General features: G+C 37.9%; 17 protein-coding genes. 7 read left to right on the forward strand and 10 right to left on the reverse strand.

Features of this window, described 5'->3' with window-relative positions; all coding sequences use genetic code 11:
• Positions 1–86: 86 nt before the first annotated feature.
• The gene (locus ABX891_RS11480; protein ID WP_354629531.1) at positions 87–1,724 is read right to left on the reverse strand and encodes a cyanophycinase; all 1,638 of its coding nucleotides are present in this window, start codon (positions 1,722–1,724) and stop codon (positions 87–89) included.
• Between the two features lie 262 nt (positions 1,725–1,986).
• Here ABX891_RS11480 and ABX891_RS11485 point away from each other — a divergent pair, with 262 nt between their 5' ends.
• The 4 genes from ABX891_RS11485 (at position 1,987) to ABX891_RS11500 (ending at position 3,986) form a co-directional block, all read left to right on the forward strand.
• Positions 1,987–2,574 carry a hypothetical protein gene (locus ABX891_RS11485; protein WP_354629532.1) on the forward strand — a complete coding sequence of 196 codons (588 nt, stop codon included), beginning with the start codon at positions 1,987–1,989 and terminating at the stop codon, positions 2,572–2,574.
• A gap of 98 nt (positions 2,575–2,672) precedes the next feature.
• Positions 2,673–2,996: a zinc dependent phospholipase C family protein gene (locus ABX891_RS11490; protein ID WP_354629533.1), complete on the forward strand. Its 324-nt coding sequence runs from the start codon at positions 2,673–2,675 to the stop codon at positions 2,994–2,996.
• Positions 2,963–3,586, forward strand: a complete 624-nt coding sequence (locus ABX891_RS11495; protein ID WP_354629534.1) for a zinc dependent phospholipase C family protein — start codon at positions 2,963–2,965, stop codon at positions 3,584–3,586. The genes ABX891_RS11490 and ABX891_RS11495 overlap by 34 nt, the downstream gene beginning before the upstream one ends.
• A 1-nt stretch (position 3,587) precedes the next feature.
• Positions 3,588–3,986, forward strand: a complete 399-nt coding sequence (locus ABX891_RS11500; protein ID WP_002960664.1) for a hypothetical protein — start codon at positions 3,588–3,590, stop codon at positions 3,984–3,986.
• Positions 3,987–4,009: 23 nt separating this feature from the next.
• On the opposite strand, the gene ABX891_RS11505 is transcribed toward ABX891_RS11500, so the two are convergent.
• Positions 4,010–6,280, reverse strand: coding sequence for a sensor domain-containing protein (locus ABX891_RS11505; protein WP_354629535.1), 2,271 nt, complete (start codon positions 6,278–6,280; stop codon positions 4,010–4,012).
• Between the two features lie 126 nt (positions 6,281–6,406).
• Positions 6,407–9,256 (reverse strand): UvrD-helicase domain-containing protein, encoded by a 2,850-nt coding sequence (locus ABX891_RS11510; RefSeq protein WP_354629536.1) that lies wholly within the window; start codon positions 9,254–9,256, stop codon positions 6,407–6,409.
• A 271-nt stretch (positions 9,257–9,527) separates the two neighbouring features.
• Here ABX891_RS11510 and ABX891_RS11515 point away from each other — a divergent pair, with 271 nt between their 5' ends.
• The 3 genes from ABX891_RS11515 to ABX891_RS11525 all read left to right on the forward strand — a co-directional run bounded on the left by ABX891_RS11515 (position 9,528) and on the right by ABX891_RS11525 (position 11,607).
• On the forward strand, positions 9,528–10,265 hold the full coding sequence (locus ABX891_RS11515) for a hypothetical protein (RefSeq protein WP_354629537.1): 738 nt from the start codon (positions 9,528–9,530) through the stop codon (positions 10,263–10,265).
• A 114-nt stretch (positions 10,266–10,379) separates the two neighbouring features.
• Positions 10,380–11,294, forward strand: coding sequence for a M14 family metallopeptidase (locus ABX891_RS11520; RefSeq protein ID WP_354629538.1), 915 nt, complete (start codon positions 10,380–10,382; stop codon positions 11,292–11,294).
• Positions 11,295–11,367: 73 nt separating this feature from the next.
• Positions 11,368–11,607 (forward strand): hypothetical protein, encoded by a 240-nt coding sequence (locus ABX891_RS11525; RefSeq protein ID WP_354629539.1) that lies wholly within the window; start codon positions 11,368–11,370, stop codon positions 11,605–11,607.
• A 208-nt stretch (positions 11,608–11,815) separates the two neighbouring features.
• Here the strand turns inward: ABX891_RS11525 and ccoG are convergent, their stop codons facing one another.
• The 7 genes from ccoG to ABX891_RS11560 form a co-directional block, all read right to left on the reverse strand.
• The gene (gene ccoG, locus ABX891_RS11530; protein WP_354629540.1) at positions 11,816–13,198 is read right to left on the reverse strand and encodes a cytochrome c oxidase accessory protein CcoG; all 1,383 of its coding nucleotides are present in this window, start codon (positions 13,196–13,198) and stop codon (positions 11,816–11,818) included.
• A gap of 145 nt (positions 13,199–13,343) precedes the next feature.
• Positions 13,344–14,762, reverse strand: a complete 1,419-nt coding sequence (locus ABX891_RS11535; protein ID WP_354629541.1) for a sigma-54 interaction domain-containing protein — start codon at positions 14,760–14,762, stop codon at positions 13,344–13,346.
• Positions 14,763–14,855: 93 nt separating this feature from the next.
• The gene (locus ABX891_RS11540; RefSeq protein ID WP_354629542.1) at positions 14,856–16,160 is read right to left on the reverse strand and encodes an ABC1 kinase family protein; all 1,305 of its coding nucleotides are present in this window, start codon (positions 16,158–16,160) and stop codon (positions 14,856–14,858) included.
• A gap of 68 nt (positions 16,161–16,228) precedes the next feature.
• Positions 16,229–16,783, reverse strand: coding sequence for a YceB family lipoprotein (locus ABX891_RS11545; RefSeq protein ID WP_002960677.1), 555 nt, complete (start codon positions 16,781–16,783; stop codon positions 16,229–16,231).
• 95 nt (positions 16,784–16,878) lie between these two features.
• Complete coding sequence (locus tag ABX891_RS11550; protein WP_354629543.1) at positions 16,879–19,560, reverse strand: DUF349 domain-containing protein; 2,682 nt, start codon at positions 19,558–19,560, stop codon at positions 16,879–16,881.
• On the reverse strand, positions 19,550–19,831 hold the full coding sequence (locus ABX891_RS11555) for a YeaC family protein (protein WP_007378333.1): 282 nt from the start codon (positions 19,829–19,831) through the stop codon (positions 19,550–19,552). The genes ABX891_RS11550 and ABX891_RS11555 overlap by 11 nt, the downstream gene beginning before the upstream one ends.
• A 1-nt stretch (position 19,832) precedes the next feature.
• Complete coding sequence (locus ABX891_RS11560; RefSeq protein ID WP_002960680.1) at positions 19,833–20,159, reverse strand: hypothetical protein; 327 nt, start codon at positions 20,157–20,159, stop codon at positions 19,833–19,835.
• Positions 20,160–20,207 lie beyond the last annotated feature (48 nt).

The following is a 20,207-nucleotide window of genomic DNA, read 5'->3' on the forward strand; positions in this document are numbered from 1 at the left end:
ACTCTTTTAGTAAGGCTTTTAAATCATTATGGTGGCTATTTTATAGAGAAGAGCCAAAAACTTAAACCCTTGGCTCAGGTTAGTCACTAAATCGACTTTATAGCTAACTCTAAATTGCTTAGCGCACAACCAAACTCTTTTGCATTGATGCGATGATACTGTGTGTCACTCGTTGCTGTAAGGCTAATTATAAACTCGTCTTGTTGGGCTACCGCACTTTGCTCTTGGCTTAAACACATAGCTTGAGTAAGTGAACGCAGTTTTGAATTTGTTAAGATTGAGCCAAAACGCTGCACTGGCAGTGGAGGTATTTTTATAGCGGGTAACGCTTCATCTATTGTGCGTGCACTTAAGGTAAACGTGTTATTGGTAATTTCAATTACACTGCTTGTAGGCCAGTACGAATAGCTATAGCTCTTACTCTCAGGTTGGGCTTTACCTTGGTTAGCCAAATGCACTACACCACTTTTGCCTATTACGGTTATTAAGCTACCTTCTGGCGATTTAATAACAACTAAGGCTGTATTTTCATCAATACCAAAACCATGTTGAATCTCTGTTTTAGTATTTTTCACTTCGTTTTTATTTAGCGCTGCTGCAAGCCTAAATGTACGGTTTTGTTCGCTAAATTGAGTATCTAGTACACCAAAGTTAAAACTGCCCAGCCCACCAGCATTAGTGTTATTTCCACTTTTACGAAGTGCCTCAAGGCTTGTCGTATTTGTAAGCATGCTCGTCACTTTACTTTGGATTGCTGCGCCCGCTCCTTCACCTACAATTACTGGGCGAGTTTGCAATGCTTGCGTCCACGGGTATGGGTTATTGTTTTGATCAAATAATACCTTATGAGTTAATGCTGCATTACCGCTATTAAACATCACACCGGTATTATTTTTAATAAGTGATACAAGTGCATTAGTGCCATTTTTACATAAAGCGTATTCGGCCTTTGTGCGATCGGGATAAATCACTTCACGGTTATACACATTCATTAATGTATTTCTAAGCGCTGGTAATTCATCGCACGAGTTACTCGTAATTGCTTTAGCAAGCGCTGGCGTTAGTGCTAACCATTGAGTGTTTATATTTAATTGTGCCAAAAGACTTTGCGCTACATCTGCCGACTCATAAGGGTCGCGGCTCGAAGCCGTAATAGCAAGCATGGTTGGTTTTGCGTTATTAACTTTTAAACTGCCCGACACAAATTGTAAAATATTATTAGTCGCAACCTCATTATTAAAATCGGTATTTACTTGCTCTTTTAAACGCTCACCGTTTTTATTAAGTAGCGGTACTTCTAGCATATCAAATACAAAGTTGTACTCTTGCTGAGTTAGACTTTCTAATTGCTGATTATTTATATCGCGCCACTGCCAGAGTAAATCTGTTTTTGATAAGCTATTTAACGATTTACTTTGTATGGTTTTAAGTGTTTTTAATACAGCCGTTTTTGCCTCAACATTATTAGTAGGCCAATGCTGCGCGATATTTTTTATTTGAGAGCTGCTAAGTGTATATAAATTATGTGACTTACCATCAATAACAGCCTCTTTTTGGCAATTATTAAGCTTGGCGCTAGTACAGGTAGTAAGCTCTGATCCCACTAAAATTAAAGTTTGGCTTTGCTCTTGAGCCACTGCATTTATTGAAAATCCTGCACCGACCAATGCCACTACCATACCCAGTAACTTCGGCTGTTGATCACGTAAAAATGCACATATCATAATGTAAACTCTAATATAAATAATAAAACTAATGTGCTGTAGTTTAACAGCTAGCCACTTGCGCCTAAATATATTTTTATAAATGTTAAATAATTCAATTCTCTGAAAAACGATAGGATTAAACACTGCATTTAAATACATTGTTTAGTTTACCCCTCTATCTTTGTAAATATTATCTAAACAAATTTAAACGGGGCATTTATTGACCAATCTCATTGTTTAAATTACGGTCGTGAATTATTTTATGTAACTGGGGTGAAATATGGACTTTTCTAATGAAGAGATAAATTTTTTTGCTGAGTTATTTAAGCCTAATAAAAAGTCACATGCCTACAACAGTCACGTTTTAACGTTACAAAGTTCAGTACCAGCCAATATTGCTCACTTACTTAGTAGCGCTAATTTAACCCTGCTCGCAGAAGTTGCACACTATCAGTTATGGTTTCCGTTGGACTTAAAAATTGATAGCGCCGGTATAATCAAACCTATTTTAAACGCCCCCGAAGTAATAGACACACAAGGCACACTGCGTAGTTGGCGCTGGAGTGAGCTAAATATTAAAAGCCAAGGGTTTAAAATTGAATCAATATCAAACACGGGGATGTTTTTAAAACCCCTCAGAAAAGGTAACCATTTAAATAAATCGCAGCACATGGAATTTATTTTGCCTAACAAACAATGTATTTCGATGGAAATAGAACCCGTAAGGCAAAGCACGCAAGGTATAGCCGCTAAAATAACGCAAATCCATAGCGGTCAAGAGCAACTAAGAGCTTACCTATTTGAAGAACATAAGCGTCAACATGCTAAATTATACGAGAATGGCCAATTAGTTGAGCAGCTAATTTAATAGGTGTTTACCCCGCTATACTTGCATTTAGTTGGCTTTATTTAGCCCCCTCTCAATGTTAATCTGTACCCTTATTAATAAATCATAAGGATATGACAATGCCAGGTGCTTTTGCGCACATCACTGCCGTTAATATTGCAACGCAAACCAAGTCACTCGCTAAAATGGATATGCCTAAAAAAGCAAAGCTTATTTTAAGCCAACGCCAAGCATACCTTGAACTAGGCTGTGTAGCCCCCGATTATCCTTACTTAGCTGTAGCGCAGCCTAGCCAAAATGCGTGGGCCGACCTAATGCACTATGAGCACACAGGCGATTTACTTAAAGCAATGATTGAATACTGTAAAACACTTGAAGGTGAAGCATTTGAAAAGTGTTTTGCCTGGTTATGCGGTTATATGGCCATGTTGCTGCAGATATAACAGTGCATCCGGTTGTTGAATTAAAAGTAGGCCCTTACGCGCAAAACCAAACGGCGCACCGTACCTGCGAAATGAATCAAGACGCGTTTATTTGGCAACGTTTAAACTTAGGTGAGTTAGGTTATGCTGACCGCGTGCAACAAAATATTGGATCTTGTACTAACAAAGACGATAATTTTGATACCGATATTGCAAAAATTTGGCGACATGCTTTATTAACGGTTCACCCAAGCTACGCAGCACAACACGCTCCTAACTTTAATTCATGGCATAACGGTTTTCAGCTTGTAGTAAATAATGTTGAAGAAAGCTATCGATTATTTGCCTGTGCACGCCATGTTGCTGCTGATTTAGGCTTGTTTTATCCTCGCCCAAACGAAGTAGACCCCACTTTTATTGAACATCTAAAAACGCCGCACGAGCCTATGCATTACAACGATATTTTTGACTTTGCCGTTAGTAACATTCAGCACTACATAACCATTATTGCCAATGCCGTATTTTTAGATACTGATTACAGTGCAATTAAAAATTGGAACCTAGATACAGGCTACGATGAACACAACACGATGACGGTATGGAGCAAATAAAATGAAACACTTACTTTATATAAGCCTCATAGTATTACTTAGCGGTTGCTACACTCCTAAAAAAAACAATCCAGAAGTGATGGCCGACTTAGCCTCACAATTAAAAGATATTGCTACAGCCGTTGATGGCACACTAAAATTTAGTGAAACATCCTATTCAACAACTGATGAGTTATTAAAAGCCGCTGTTAATAACGATTTAAGCAAACTTGCACCTTTTGGGGAATACACGCTTATTGTAAACGTACAAGATGATAACGCAGTGCTACTTTTATGTGATGCCAATACGGCTTTAATTGAAGATGCAGGCTGTACTGCTCAATCAGATATACAGCATTGGGGAGCAGGAGTTATTCATCAGTGCGAAATAACTATAAACGCCCAACAGCTCTGTAACTAGGTAATAAAATACCTGCTATACATTTAAAGTTGAGCCGTCATCTCTTTGGGGTTAAACACTAAGCCATGGCGGCTAACATGCTCTGCAAAATTTTCGGCTGACATTGGTTTCGCAAAGTAAAAGCCCTGAAATTCTTTACACCCCATTTGCGCCATTATTGCTACTTGCTCTTGGGTTTCTACTCCTTCGGCTATACACTTAATATCAAGCTCTTCACACATAACGTGCACCGCTTTAACTAAACTTTTTTGACGCGTAGAACTTGTTACTTGACTGATTAATGAGCGATCTAACTTAAGTTTGTTAATAGGGTAATCGGCAAGGCGTGCAATATTAGAATACCCCACTCCAAAATCATCAACCGAAATAGTAAAACCCCACGATTGCAGTGTTTGCATAAGCTTTAGCGAATGCGCTTGGTTTGCCTCAAGAGAGGTTTCAGTCAGTTCTAACTCTATTTGAGGTGGCTTTACGTTGAAGTCGGCAAGGTATTTAACCAGTTTTGACATAAAATCGGTTTGGCTAAAATCAATTAGAGATATATTTATTGCCACCGGCACACTCGGTAAACCCGCCTTAGTCCAATTGGCAATTTGAGCGCAGACTTTTTGAATAATCAGATCGGTTAACCTACTGACCATTCTGTATTCTTCAGCAATAGGAATAAATACCACTGGCGACACATTACCTAGTATAGGACTGTTCCAACGCGCTAAAGCTTCAAGCCCTATACATTTACCCGTTGCATCTACTTTAGGTTGATAGTGTACCGACAAATCGCCCTGCTGAAGCGCTTCGTCTAATAACATCGAAATTTCGTATTTTTCGATAAAAGCTTGTGATTGCTTTTCGTTATAACCACTTAGAGGCATATTACAGTTTGCAACTTTAAGTGCTTCGCACGCATTACTAAGTACTGTTGTGCTGTTTTTTCCGTGATCAGGATACTTTGCAAAACCAAATAAAAATGATTGCTGACACTTAGTGCCAAACACATTATAAGTTTTATCTAATGTATTTTTTATTTGCATTAATAGCTTATCTTCAAGCTCGTTTTGCGAGTTTGCGCCAATTATAAAAGCAAGCTTTCCTACTCCTATATGGGCACACAACAACGGCCCATCTGCCATCGCCTTTAAACGCTTATACGCGTTAATAAGTAATGCTTGAGAGTCGGCTTTAGTGAGCTTTAAATTTAAGTATTCACTATTTGCACTTTGGGTAACAACGATAAAAAAACCTTTTTGGTATTTGCTTGTTAATCTGTTGCATTGCAGCTCAAACCATTCTCTATTGGGGAGTTTTGTTTGCGAGTCTCTAAAGCGTAAACGTTTATTTTCTTGTTCCATCATCGATAAGTTTTGTTTAATGAGCTGCTCTTGCGTGCAATCGTAAAAGTCGTATACACGGTAGTTTGTACTCATTGTTATTTGCTGGTAGCAGGCTTTAAAATAGCTTTTTTTGTACTTCACAATTTTATTTTGAGCATTAGGGGCGTCAAAAACTAAAGTAGGAAATAAATGAGAAAGGTTAACGCATTCTTCTTTTAATTCTTTTTTTATACCAAACATATCAATAGCGTGTTGATTAAAATCAGTAATGACAAGGTTTTCGTCAACAATAATTTTGGCTTTATTTGATTCGGTGAACAAGCTTCGATAAAGCTCATTTTTATCTTTAAGGTGTGTATTAGCGCTTATCATTGTTTTGTTTAAACGCTTAGCAGCCACAATTGTGCGTGCCACAGCAAGGGGAATACAAATGTTAAAAAATAAGAATATAAGCCCTGTAATGTATAAGCTGGCATCGGGAAGTTGTTGAGCAATGCCAGTTAAGCCCGATACATCAACGTTATTGATAATCATATAAAACGGTACAATATTTAATACGCCATAAGCAAGGGCTGTTCTATAACCAAGGAGCATAAGTGCGATTATTGGGCAGGAATACATATACATAGAGCCCACTTTAGCAAGCTCTAGGTCTGTTAAAAATAAGTTCATTGACACGCTAGCAGCTACAATGGCTATTAAAAGTACATGAGCGCTGAAGTGATAAAAACGCTTACTTGCTATAAGCAAACCGCATACAGTCGCAAAAAAACTGCTTGTTAATACAACAATATAAATTAAGTTAAACTCAATAGCGCTTGCGTACGTGTGGCACACCACAGCAAAACATAACACCATTACTAATGATAGAATAATGCGCAGTGCACTTACTCGCCAATTAGCAACCTGATCAGGGGCTGAATAGTGATCGTTTAATAAAAAGAACCTATTGAAAAAATGCATAATAAACAACAGTTAAAGCTCATTCTTCTATTAGACATTGATAACTTGTTAAAATCAATCAAATGAATATAATTTCTATTTACATTGTTCTATAAAATAGACAGGTGTATACCTGCTCGTTAGCCGTTAAACATTCATTTTTCGAGTGTTTTTACAGTTATCCTCTTTAAGCGCGAAACCACTGCATCCTAAAAATTCACCGTGCTTAGATTTACGTTTACGCATTTCGCGACCACACTTTTCACAAATTGGATGCTGCGTTTTACACTCTGTATTCACACATTGTGAATACGTGCTTTTATCAACTGATGGGCTACTACAGCTTTTACACACTCGTAGTTTAGTTTCGCAAATCTGCGTATTAGTACAGCTATAATAATCACCATACTGACCCGTTTTTGGCACAATTAATCCGTCGCTGCACGTATTACACTCTCTTTGCTTTAGTTGCGACTTATTAAACAACGTGGAGCCGATTTGAATAGGATAATCGTCATTTACTAGTTCTTTTACAAACGCTGAGCATGCATAAGGGTCTGCAATTAAATACGCTTTATGTTTTGCGCGCGTAATACCTACATAAAGCAAACGCCTTTCTTCTGAGTGAGTGAATTCATCTTGCTCTGGTAATAACGACTCCACCAGCACGTTATTTTGATTATCGCTAGGAAACCCTAATTTACCTTGTTCAAAACCAATAATAATACAGTAATCGGCTTCAAGCCCCTTAGCGCTATGCAATGTCCAAAAATAAAGAGGGTTTGTATGCTTTTTCCCTTTTAAATGCCGCTGCACGCTATTTAACATGTACCTATATCGACTAAGGATGGCAATGCTCGCTGATGCATCGTTTTTTTTAATAGTGCTTATGCTCTGCTGTACTTTTATTTCTACCGATTTAGTACCTTGGTATAAATCGTCTAATAAAATGACTTGTGGTGTAGTTACTTGTGTATGTGTGCTGATCTGCTTTTTATATTGCTCAGGGTTTTGCATTACAAAACGCCCTGCTACATCACTAATACTATTGTTATATCTAAATGTTTTTTGCAACATGGTAAGTGAGTGGCTGCCCACTAATTCATTAAAGCGTGTGGTAAGCGCTAAATTACCACCCGAAAACCGGTAAATTGCCTGCCAGTCGTCACCTACGGCTGTAAAGCGTATTCCGTTACCATGTTTTAATATGGCATTTAAAAAAGCCATACGCGCGCTTGATATATCTTGAAATTCATCAACTAAAATGTGGCTCCACACAATATTAAAATCTCCGCTTACTACTGCCTTTGTTGCTTGAATAATCATGTCGTCAAAATCAATGGCATTTTGCGTGTTTAGTTCATTTATATAAGCGTCATGAATTTGCACTAACAAGTTTGCATATTGTTGATAGTTTTTAATACCACTTTGCTTAATGCGCTGTGCTATTTGCTTATTACTTAGCTGCTCCACTCGAATAGCTTGTAAGCATTTTATGTACTTATCAATCCCTTGCTGTAACTGCCCTGAGTTGTTTAAAGTATGAAATATTTCGTCGTTACTTAAAGGTGTTAATTCAACATTATGCTGCTTTAATTGCTTTGCGAGAGTTTGCTCAAGCTTTCCTTCTACCCAATTGTAATGGAAGGTTTCGAGTAAGGTGGTGCCATTTTGTTTATGTAATTTACGCTTAAATGCAATTTGCTCGTTATAGTGTTTTTTATCAATATCGGCACGTGTATTCCCTTGCCTATCAATACCAAAGTGCTCTAAGTAAATATCGTATTGAGGTATATAAAAGTCTGGCTTATATTGCCCACTTAGCTCTGCGCCTTGATTAAAGTGATAATTCACCTCATAACTGTGCGGTACGCAATTCAAATGTAGCCAGTTTGAAATTAACACTTCCTGGTAACTTTTTACCTTATGACCCGCAAGACTACGGTATTCGTTATCGCGTACGTATCGCTCGTACTGTGTCTTATCTTTAAAGCTAAATATATCAATCGGCTCATGGAGTAAATCTATAAATGCTTTTAAAAACTGTGGTTCAGTTTGTATTTTTTTACTTACCCATCCAGTTAACCAACTATTTAATTGAACTGGGTCTGTTGCAAATTTTGACAATTCGATTGGCTTTTTAGCGCTTTGTAATAGTTTAAGCCCAAGCGCATGAAACGTTAAAATAGTGGGTGCTTTGGTATGTAATTTTGCATGTGTTGCGCGTTTAATAAAGCGCTCTTTAAGCTCATTAGCTGCTGTTTTATTATAGGCCAGCACCAAAATTTGCTCGGGCTTTGCAATATCACACGCTATTAAATCTAGCGACTTTGCTACCATCACAGATGTTTTACCTGTGCCTGCTGCCGCTAATACTAAGTTTTTGTCGTTATCGCGTATTACTGCTAAACGCTGTTCTGTTGTTAATGGATTTGACTCTACTTGATTAAAAAAATCATTTTTAAGTATTAGTTGTTTTTTTTCATATTTATGGCGCAACTGTGCAATAGCATCAAGGGAATTGGGTGTGGTGCTCAGTATATTTAAAAATTTAAGACTACTTGACGATAAGTGTTGTTGCCATGTATTTGCACTTTTAGCGTACTGTTTAGCAAGTAAAAATACCTCGTTATTAAGTGTATTCATGGAACTATCACGTAAAAACTCATCTAAAGCATAACGCTTTAGCAAAGTTTTGGCGTTATTTACCTTTTGCTCAAGCATGGCCGAAAACTGCGTATTAATGGCAGTATTTAAAGTATTAGCTTGTGCTTTGTTTAAAAAGCTAATTGATGTATTGCTGCTGTCGCACAAATTAATTTTGGCACTAAATAAACGGTTTTTAAGTGTTGAGTAATTATAAAAGTCTTTAATTAAAAATGTTCGTGCAGGAGCACGTCTAAAATGCACAACAAGGTGCTCTTGTTCAAAAGTTACGTGTTTAATACGGGTAAAAAAACGGCCTAGCCAACTTGGAGTAGCATTATACTGCGCCATAATACTCAATATGAAGATATGCTTTGACTTGATTGTAACATACTCTTTTATATTACATTTAACGCTAAATAGTAGTCATTTATAAAGCAACCTCTTAGCAGGCTGACTTTTAAAACTTAATATTATCATTTTACTCACAACCATTAACAATTTTAAACATTTACAAATAGCGTGTTGTGTAACAATGCACAAATACACTTAATATATTTACTAGGTATATCCGCAATTAAACAATTACTTATAGCTAATTCAGTGGTTAAAAGGAGCTAACATGCTTAAAAAGTGCATTACCACAACTGCTTTAATTTTATTATTATGCGCCTGTACAACAGAAACAGAATCGAATTTAGTAAAAACAAAAGGAATTTGGGCAGGCTTTGAGCTGGTTTCTGACGGTAACCGCACGCGTGTTAACGCAGAGCTAAATGCGGGAGATGCTAATGGCTCAAACATTGTTTTAAGCGATAGCGACTCATTACAAGCTGTTGTTAATAACACTGCTATTGTACTTACAAAAGATACCGACTTTTTAGACGTTGATTACCAAGCGTATATAAATGCCACTGACGATAATCAACAGTTTGATATAAAATTTAAACGAGACGATGGCATAAATGCGAATTCAAGTGTGGAGCTACCTTTAAATTTTATTATTTTAACCCCGAGTAACAACCAAACTTTTAGTATTAATAGTCCCCTTACAGTTCAGTTAGATGGCACTGATCCCAATAGTACTAGCCAAGTAGAACTTAGCAGTAGCTGCACTAACAATAATAATGAAACACTTTTACAATCAATGCTTTGTGAGCTTAGTACTTCGCGCCTTGAAATAGATTTGCAAAGCTTAGATATGTTTAGCAGCTCGCAAGTAGATCAAAGTAAAACGTGTAGTTTAACCGTTAGTGTAAAGCGTGAACGACTAGGTAGTATTTCGGGTGAGTTCGCAAACCAAAGTTATATTAAAGCCCAGCAATCACGCGCTATTAAAAATATGACTTTAACGTTTTAATTTGCACGCTAATTTACTCAGCGTTAAGCTACGCCTTTATTAAGTAACTCTACCAATTGTAATTGCCCTCCTTATTTATAGGAAAGCTAATAACAATTGATATAAAGGTTTATTATGACTAACAGCACATACCCTATTGGCACACCAGGCAAAAAATGGAATAACAACGATAAAGCCCAGTGGTTAGCACGCCAAAACATTAAACGCAGTTACCAAAACGAAGTCGTAACGCTAATTAATGACCTTAAAAGCACCTTAGATATAGAGCAATACGGCGAGCTTAATTACACCGCTGGCACTTACCCATTATATATATTAAAAACGCCTAACTTTAATGCTAATAAACCAACTGTTTTAATCACCGGTGGTGTACATGGCTACGAAACCAGTGGCGTACATGGCGCACTTAGGTTTGCTAAAACATCGGCTATGCAATATTGCGAACAGTTTAATATTATTGTTGCCCCCTGCATTAGCCCTTGGGGATATGAGACTATAAACCGCTGGAACCCAGACGCTATTGATCCTAATCGCTCATTTTACGAAGGCAGCCCAGCTCAAGAATCAGCCGCTATTATGGCGTTTGTAAAATCATTAGGTACTGACTTAATCGCTCATATTGATTTACACGAAACAACAGATAGCGATAACAGTGAATTTAGACCCGCACTCGCTGCGCGTGAAGGCACTACAAATACTAACTGGAACATACCTGACGGGTTTTATTTAGTTGCAGATACCAAAAAGCCTGAGCCGGAGTTTCAAAAAGTCATTATAGAAAGCGTTGCAAAGGTAACTCATATTGCACCGAGCGATGAAAATAACCAGCTAATAGGCGTACCTCAAGAGCAATTTGGCGTGATTAACTATGCAGCACGCGATTTAGGTTTATGTATGGGCTTTACTGATGCACCCTATGTAACTACTACAGAAGTGTACCCAGATAGCCCAACAGCCACCGATGAAGAATGTATTTTGGCACAAGTAGCCGTTATTAAAAGCGCCCTTAACTATATTAAAGCACTTTAATAAGTTTGCAGCCGCTTCTACCCTCTTGGCTGCTAAACTAAATTTAGATAAAAAGCTAATTTAGGAGGTATTAATGGAATACAAAAATAAAAACGGACACGTTAATTTATCGCTTGAAAATAATATAGTTATTGCACAATTTAGCGGAAACCTAGAACTTGAGCTTTTAAGTAATTTTAAAACAGCGCTTTTTGAAACCATTCAATCATTTAAAGGCGAGAAATGGGGTTATATAAGTGACTCATCAAACGTTGTAGCAGCAACCCCACAGGCCGAGCAAGATAGCCATAAGCCACAGCATGCAGCAGAATAACTGTTTAATTAGCGCGTTTGTGCTTACATCACCTATTGCTATAAGCCAAATGCAACGAATAATGCAAAACGCCAAAAGAGACGTTTCTTTCAAAGATTGTCTTTTTGATAATCTAGAATCGGCAAAGAATTTTATTTCAAATGAATTAAACAACGACTTGAGCTAAGTAAAGCTCAAGTCGTTGTTTATATAGAGCTTATATACTGTACTAATTTTTATAAAATTGGCTGTCTTTGGTTATAGTAATGCTGGCATCTTCTTGCGCTGATACTATAAATTGTAACTTACTCACTTTGTGCGCAATATTGTAACCATCGGCTGTTACAGTAACGGGGACTCTTTTCATTGCTCCTGGCTGTATAAGTGTAGAACTTGGACTTGAGAGTGTTGCTTCTGGCAAGCCCTCTATGGCAATACTGTAATGCAGTGCTTGCTGCGTTTTATTAATAATTGTAAGTGTATAAGGGTTTTCTACAAGGCCCTCGTAGTTCACTCTATAAAGCGCATTCCTATCGCGTAGTACTGAGGCTTCTATTGGTGTACGTTGCAGCATCCATGCAAACATAGAAATGATTAACAAAGCCGTTAATGCGCCGTATCCTACTAGTTTTAACCTAAATGGATTGGTTTTTTTACCTTCCATTTGTTTTTCACTCGCGTATTTAATTAAGCCTTTTTCGTAACCAAATTTTTCCATGGTATCGTCGCAGGCATCAATACATAAGCCACAGTTTATACATTCATATTGCAATCCATTTCGAATGTCTATTCCTGCAGGGCATACCTCTACACACAAGTTACAGTCTACACAGTCACCTAAGTTAAGCTCTTTTGGATCAGCTTTGCGTTTACGTGGTCCTCGGCTTTCACCTCGCTCGTTATCATATGTAACAAGCAACGTATCTTTATCAAACATAACAGCCTGAAAACGAGAATAAGGGCAAGCAATTGTGCACATTTTCTCGCGTAAAAACCCAGCATTACCGTAGGTGCAAAAAGCAAATAAAAACACCCAAAAGCTCGTTATACCTGACCACTCAAACGTAAGCATTTCCATATACAAACTTTTTGCTGGAATAAAATACGCCATAAACGAGGTGGCGGTTAAAACTGAAATAACAATCCATGCACTGTGCTTAGTTATTTTTTTACGCCAAGTGCTTAGCGTCCACTGTGATTTATCTAATTTAATTCGCTGATTTCGAGTGCCTTCTATGCGTTGCTCTACCCACGAAAACATGAGCATCCATATAGTTTGCGGGCACGTATAACCACACCAAACCCGACCAAGCCAGTTAGTTACAAAAAATAATGCAAAAGCCCCCACCATAAATAGTAGGGCTAAAATCATAAAATCTTGAGGAAGGAGTGTTAGACCAAAAATAGTAAAAGTTTGCGTTGCCACATCAAGCAGCACAGCTTGTTGTCCGTTATATTGGATCCACGGTATTGCAATAAAAGTTAGCATTAACAGCCAACCTAAATTACGGCGTATGCGCTGAAAAAATCCTTTTTGCTCGCGGATATAAATTGGCCCTTCGGTGTTATAGGGCTTAATGATCATGTCTTCTTCTTTAATATCAAACTTCATAGTACTTGCTTCATAATGACGGGTATTATGCAAGTATTTGCAACTTTCAGACCAAGCTGAAACTTTACTTACATCATTGATATTAAACATTTTATTTCAACGAAGTAAAATAAAATTCGCGATATTAAACGCGCTGCGCGATATATCACGAATTTTTAGCAATCCCTAACTTTCGCATTTTTGAGCGTAGTGTACTCTCAGGTAAGCCCAATTTAACTGCTGCCCCTTTATCACCCGATATTTGCCAGTGCGATAACGCGAGAACAGAGGTTATATGCTGCTTTTGGGCCTCATCAAGCGTAAGTGAAGGGTTAATAACTACTTCACCACCCGCTTGTAAAGGCTGACTTAGCTGAAGTACAGCCTGATTAGATAAAATAGCTTCGCGTTCAAGTACATTTTGCAGCTCTCTAATATTGCCTGGCCAATTGTAGGCTTGCAGCTGTGTAATTGCTTTTTTACTTAGCCCTTTTAAGTGTTTACCCAGTCGTTTATTTATCTGCGCAATTAAATTAGCGCATAAATAAGGAATATCTTCTTTTCGATCTTTAAGGGCGGGTACTTTTATAGGAAATACATTAAGCCGATAATACAAATCAATTCTAAACGTGCCTTTTTGTACCATTTCCCACAGGTCGCGGTTAGTCGCTGCAATCACTCTAATATTTACTTTTAGCGTATTGCTGCCACCCACACGTTCAAACTCTTGTTCTTGCAGGACTCTCAGTAATTTACTTTGCGCCTCAAGTGGAAGCTCTGCTATTTCATCTAAAAACAAGGTGCCTTTATCAGCAAGTTCAAAACGCCCTTTACGGCGTTCATTGGCACCTGTAAACGCGCCTTTTTCATGGCCAAAAAGTTCCGATTCTAGCAAACTTGGGGTAAATGCGGCGCAATTTACTTTTATAAAGGCTTGTTCGCTACGCTTGCTTAGTCGATACAAATTACGAGCTACTAATTCTTTACCCGTGCCATTTTCGCCAAGTATAAGCACTGTGCTGTCGGTTTCACTTACCAGTTTTATTTGATCTAACATGGTTTGAAATATATGACTTTGTCCAACTAGCCCTGAGTCTTGCCAATCTTCGTTAAGTTCTGCAATTAAGTAGTTGTTTTCATCTTTGAGCTGCTCACTTAAATGATTTACTTGCTCAAGTGCCTCTTGCAAAGCATTTTGTGTTTGTTGTTGCAGTGATATATCGCGAAATACCGCTACAGCACCAATTAACTCATCATTTTTATAAACAGGTGTTGAGGTGTATTCCACTGCAAATGAGCTACCGTCTTTACGCCAAAAAACTTCATTTTTAACTTCACGACGTTTTCCGTCAAACATGGTGCAATATATTTGGCATTCATCAGCGGGATAAGGTGTGCCATCAGCATGAGTATGGTGATGATATTGGTGTATTTTTTTACCTAATAACTCGTCTGCTCGCCAGCCTGTCATGCGCTCAGCGGCAGGATTAACAAACACCGCATTACCCGACAGGTCAAAACCGTATATGCCCTCACCTACTGCGTTTAACAATAATTTAGGATCGTTTAAAAATTGTTTTATCATAAATGCACCTCGCGAAATATCGCGAGCATTATGGCAATTTTATACATTAAGTGCACTCATTACTTAAAATGCACTTACGTGTAAATTAAAACGCTATAAATAGTGCTGAAATAGCGTTTTTACATCTATTTTTGCACCTAGCCTTGCGGCTATTAAGTAAAGTCCTGCAAGTTTTCGGTGAATAAATAGCGCATCAACGGGCGGTGTATGCCATTGCTGAGATTGCGCACTAAGAGCAAGCCCTGCATTTTTAATTTTGAGCGCTAGTTCGCTATTTTTAAAATCAAATTCTCCCTCTGCTCTCAGTGGCTCGCACGCCATTAAGAATAAATCAATGACGTTATTTTTATACTCATCAACTAAGTCATTTTTAAAATAACCAATGTGTGAAGCCGCTCTAAGCACACCTTCTCTGTTGTTTTCACTACCCGCTTTAAATAAAGCTAAATAAGTGCGGCTAAGCTCGGTTGATATTTCTCGCGTTGCACCAAAATCAAATAAGACAATTTTTTGTGTATCAAGCTGATAATGAAAGTTGGCAAAGTTAGGGTCGGTTTGAATTAATTTAAATTCAAACATTTCTTTAAAAAACAAATCAATAAGTTGCTCTGCAACAAAGCTTTTTTGACTATCAGGTAGCTCTGTAATGCTCTCAATGGGCTCTGCTTTTATATATTCCATAGTAAGTACTTGTTGTGTACTGTGCTCTGGATATACGTTAGGCACTTTAAAGTGGGGATTACTTGCTAGTGCGTTTTTATAACGTATTAAGTACTGAGCCTCCCGCTTATAATCAGCCTCGGCTAATAACTGCGCTTTAGCCTCACTAATAAGTGGTTTAATATTAAGATCTTTTGGCAATAACCGAGAAATCGTTAATAAAGAAATAACGTTATCTACATCACTTACTACACTTTTTGCAATACCAGGATATTGAATTTTAACAGCAAGCTGATCGCCATTTTCTCTATAAGCTAAATGAACTTGCCCTATAGAAGCCGCTGCAAAAGGCCTTAACTCAATATGAGAAAAGCGCGCTAGCCACTCATCCCCCCATTGCTCTTTTAACACCTCAACAAGCTGCTTATGAGGCATTGGATTCGCGTCCGAGCGCAGTAAAGCAAGTAACTGAGCCAATTCAGGACTAAGTAAATCACCGGCATCCATTGAAAGTAATTGCCCAAGCTTCATTGCCGCACCACGTAAATGAGATAGCTGTGTGGCTAGCTTTTCAATATTTTTAGGTTGTAGTAGCAAACTTTTATTGTCCCAACCTTTACCGGTTAGCGCGCTCTTAGCACCATCAACTAACATATTGGTAGCAACACCTGTGGCAAGTGAGCCTAATTTTGCAAAACGGGAAAGCCGAGAAGTGGGAACAGTTCGAGGAGCCGCCATAATATTAAAACCTAATTAGCCTGAAAGTCAGGCTAATCAATACGTATATTGTAAGTAGGTAGATCTACTTATAGACGAGGTACTAGCTTAATTGCGCCTTCAACCACTTTCATATCAAGTGGAAGTTTACTAAGTAGCATCATTTTAGGGTCATCCATGTTTAATGTATAAACTGGGTTTACCGCTAAAAAAGCATTAATAACATCCATTGCTTGGCTATCAAGCGCACCTAAATTACCTTTAAAACCGCCGGCATCTACACTCGAATCAAGTAATTTAATATTACGTAAAAACACTGCTTTTTTCTCACTGTCGTAAAATGGGCTACCTTCAATTTGCAGCTTTAAACGCACAGGGTATTTAAGTGCGAATGCATTAATTTCAGCGCTAGAATCGGCACCAAGCACAACAACATCGCGGTTATCAGGTCCAATGTTGACACTTAAGTCGTTTACATCAAACTGAACGGGTAAACCCATTAAGCTTACTTTTTCACTTAACTTTGGTAATTGCTTACCCAGTACAGATTCAACCTCAGAGTTGGTAAATGAATATACTGATATGCCTTGCGTGGTATTACAGGCAGTTAAAAATAACGCTGCAATAATAACTAAAATTCTCATGAGAACCCTTTTGTTTATGAATTAGTGATACATAAAAAAGCCGCTATTAAAGCGGCTTAGTAAAATAGTAACCAGCACATATTATGCTGGTTTTATTAAGCTGCAAGTGTCGCTTTAAGTCGCGTTAGTGTGTCAGGTTCAACTGAACCGTCACTGAGCGCTAATAACTGTTTTAAATAATAGTTTAAATCAGCATGATCGCCACGATGTTTGTCATCTAGCATGGCTACTTGTTCTGCCATTCTAAGTGACTTATCGGTTGAACTTACGTTCGCTAGTATTTCCATGCGAGTAATAAGTTGCTCTTTACTTAATGTTGTTTTAAGCGGTGCTTGATACTGACTTGGTAACGCTTCATTGTTTTCAAGTGCAGTAATTAATGCATCTAAATTAGCTTGCTCAGATTTACTTGTAAGCAATGCAAGTTTATCTTCAATAGCAGCTAGTAGCTTAGTAACCTTTGGCGCTAACGATCTAAATTGCGTGTACCCTTTCACTTTTGTTTCTAGGTCGTGCAACTGCGCTCTTTGATTAACATCACTAAGTGCTGCTTCAAGCTCAGCAAGTTCTGCAATTGCTTGTTTATCTGACTCGTTTTGCTCGAGTTTTTGCTGCTCAAACTCACTACTACGCTTAGTAAATGTTTCATCGTTATACTGACGAAACTTTTGCCATAACGCATTTTCAGCTTTTAAACCAGCAAAGCCAATGGTTTGCCATTGCTGCTGCATTTGCTTCAACTCTTGGCAAGCAGCGGCTAAATCATCGCTTTGTGATAATTGCTGCGCTTTTTCTACTAGTTCATTTTTAAGTGCTGCATTACTTTTATGAAATGCGTTTAATAAAGCCAGTACTTGTTGTTGCTCATTTTTATAACGATCGTTTAGTGTACGGTATGTTTTAGGGTCAACTTTACCCACACTGCGCCACGCTTTATTTAAACGATTGTATTGGCTTTCATATTGCTTCCAATCAAAGTCATCCTCAGCAGTAGGCTGAAAATGGAGCGCATGCATGTCGTTAATAATACTTTCACGTTGTGCTTTTGATGCTTCGCGTTGCACTTCTTGCTCTGCGAAGTAACTACGGCAAGGCGCAAATAACAACTCGATTTGTTCATCAAACTGCACACCTTGTAGCTTTTCTTCATCTGTATCTAAACGACCTAACTCATTCCAGCGTTTACGTAGCGCTTTTACTTGCTCTGCGCGTTGTTGTGGGTCTGTACACTCTTCGCTTACTAATGCACTTACTTCTTCTAATAAAGCTTTACGCTTTGGTGCTGCTGCGTATTTTTGCCAATCTTTCGCATCTGCAAGTTGCGCTTCAAGGTCTGCTTTTATGTTCACAAGTGGCTGCTGATATTGCTCAGTAAGTGTATTAAATAACTCTTCAAAGCCTTTAAACACGCCAAAAGCAACATTAAAACGACCTTCTTCAATTAGGCGCTTAACATCACGAGCTTTGCGCTTTGCTTGGCTTTGGTTTTTTTCAAGTGGCTTAACTAGCTCATTCATTGGTGCTAAAAATTGCTTTTTATGCCCATTTAACTGTGTTTTAAAGGTACTTTGCAGTGCGCCATCTAAAATATTCAAATGATTACGCGCTGCTTTAAAGCCATTATTAAATTCAGTTAGAGTTGCATCGTATTGTGCTAAATCTTCTGCTGGCTTAATTTCGCATAATGCTGCAAAAGCGAGTTTGTACTCTTTAATAGCCGTTGTTAGCTCGGGTAATTTAGCAACTTGAGTAAATAGTTTTTCTAACTTGCTTACAGCGAGTTTTGATTGTGCATTATTAGCAAGTTCTGTTTCGCTAATAGCTTGCTTAGCTTGCGCTACTTTTGCATCAAGCCAATCTTGTTGAATTTGCTCTGGAGTTTCAAGACCAAGCTGTAAAGCATTTTCAATTTCTTCACCTAAAGCTTCAAGTGTTGCAAGTGCTAATAATTGACGCTGTTGTTGCGCTAATTGCTGCTGCTCTTTGTCATGTACCGCTTTTAGCTGTTCAATGTGTGCATCTAACTTAGTGGTAATCGAAGTGTATTTTTCATCAAGAAGCTTTACACGTTCATCACTTAACCATTTAAGCTCAAGTGCTTGCCACTGGGCCATTAATTCGCCGGCTTGTGAATTTACAACACCAAAATCTGTTTTTTCACGTAAAGCATTTAACTTAGCTAAAATAACACGTGTTGCACTTTCAACCTGAAGTGGCATTTCAATTGCTAAACGCTCATTTTCAATATGCGTTTCAAGTGCTGTTTTTGCATCACCTTTGGCATGTTTTACTAATGGCTTAATTAGTTGATGGGTAATAACAAGTTCAACTAACTGAGTTTGTAGCTCTTCGCCACCTTCTTTAAATGCTTTTTCTACTAATTTTGGATTTGCTAAACGTTTTAATAATTTAACGCGTACTTGCAGTTCTTTTTCTGCAAATGCTAACTTTTCGAGTGTTTTAACAGGTGCAAAACGCTCTATGTATTCACTTTTGATTTGCGCTGTTAGTGTACTTTCGCTATTTAAAACAGCATTAGATATTTGCAGCTCTGCTATATCTTTTAATGCTTGATCTTGTTTATACGCTTTCCACCATAGCGGCAAATTATTTACCTTTTGCAGCGCTTTACGGCGAATTTCAGCTGAGCTATCTTCAAGTGCTAACGTGTTTAATATGGTTGCATCACGTTCAATGTCTAATTTTTCGATAGCATCAAGACGTACTTGTTGCTTTGGGTGTTTCCACTTAGGTGTAAAAAGGTGCTTAAAGATCATGTTCACTAAACCTAGCTATTTCGTTGTCTGATTTGAATTCTTTTTGTAGTTGAGCTTTTGTCTTTTGGATCATTTCACCATTAGCACCAATCGTAAATTGCTCGTTTGATTGAGCCACCTTTGCTTGATACAACATAACCAACTGCACTGTTTGTTGCTTTTGTTCATCTGATAAAACGGTACCGTCTGGCCACTTGCCAGTAGAAGCACCGTATTGTAAGCGTTCGAATAATTCGGGAGTAATATTTTGTACAAGATTGTCAATATTCATGTCATTTTTTCTTTTTTAGAGTCACTAAAATAATACGATTTATAAGGTACCAGATACAGCCTATGCCTATTGCAGCAGTGTAAGCATACCACTGAAGTGTTTCTTCTTGCGGTTGTAAAAAGTACAAACAGAAAAAACCACCTAAAAATAAGATAAGCGCCAAAAAGGAGTGATTTATAAACATCTGCTTTTTTTTAATTCGCTGTTCGCGCTGAAGCTGTAAAACTTGCTCGTCGTTTAGCTCTGCAATGTTGCTTTCGCAATGAGGACATTGCTTATGTTTATCTGAAATTGATTTTGCACATTTTGGGCAACGAATAATCGCCATACTTCTCTCCATACTACGCATAAAAAAAGCGCCTTTCGGCGCCTTTAT

This window comes from Pseudoalteromonas sp. NCIMB 1079 (assembly GCF_040567695.1).
GTDB classification, from domain to species: domain Bacteria; phylum Pseudomonadota; class Gammaproteobacteria; order Enterobacterales; family Alteromonadaceae; genus Pseudoalteromonas; species Pseudoalteromonas distincta.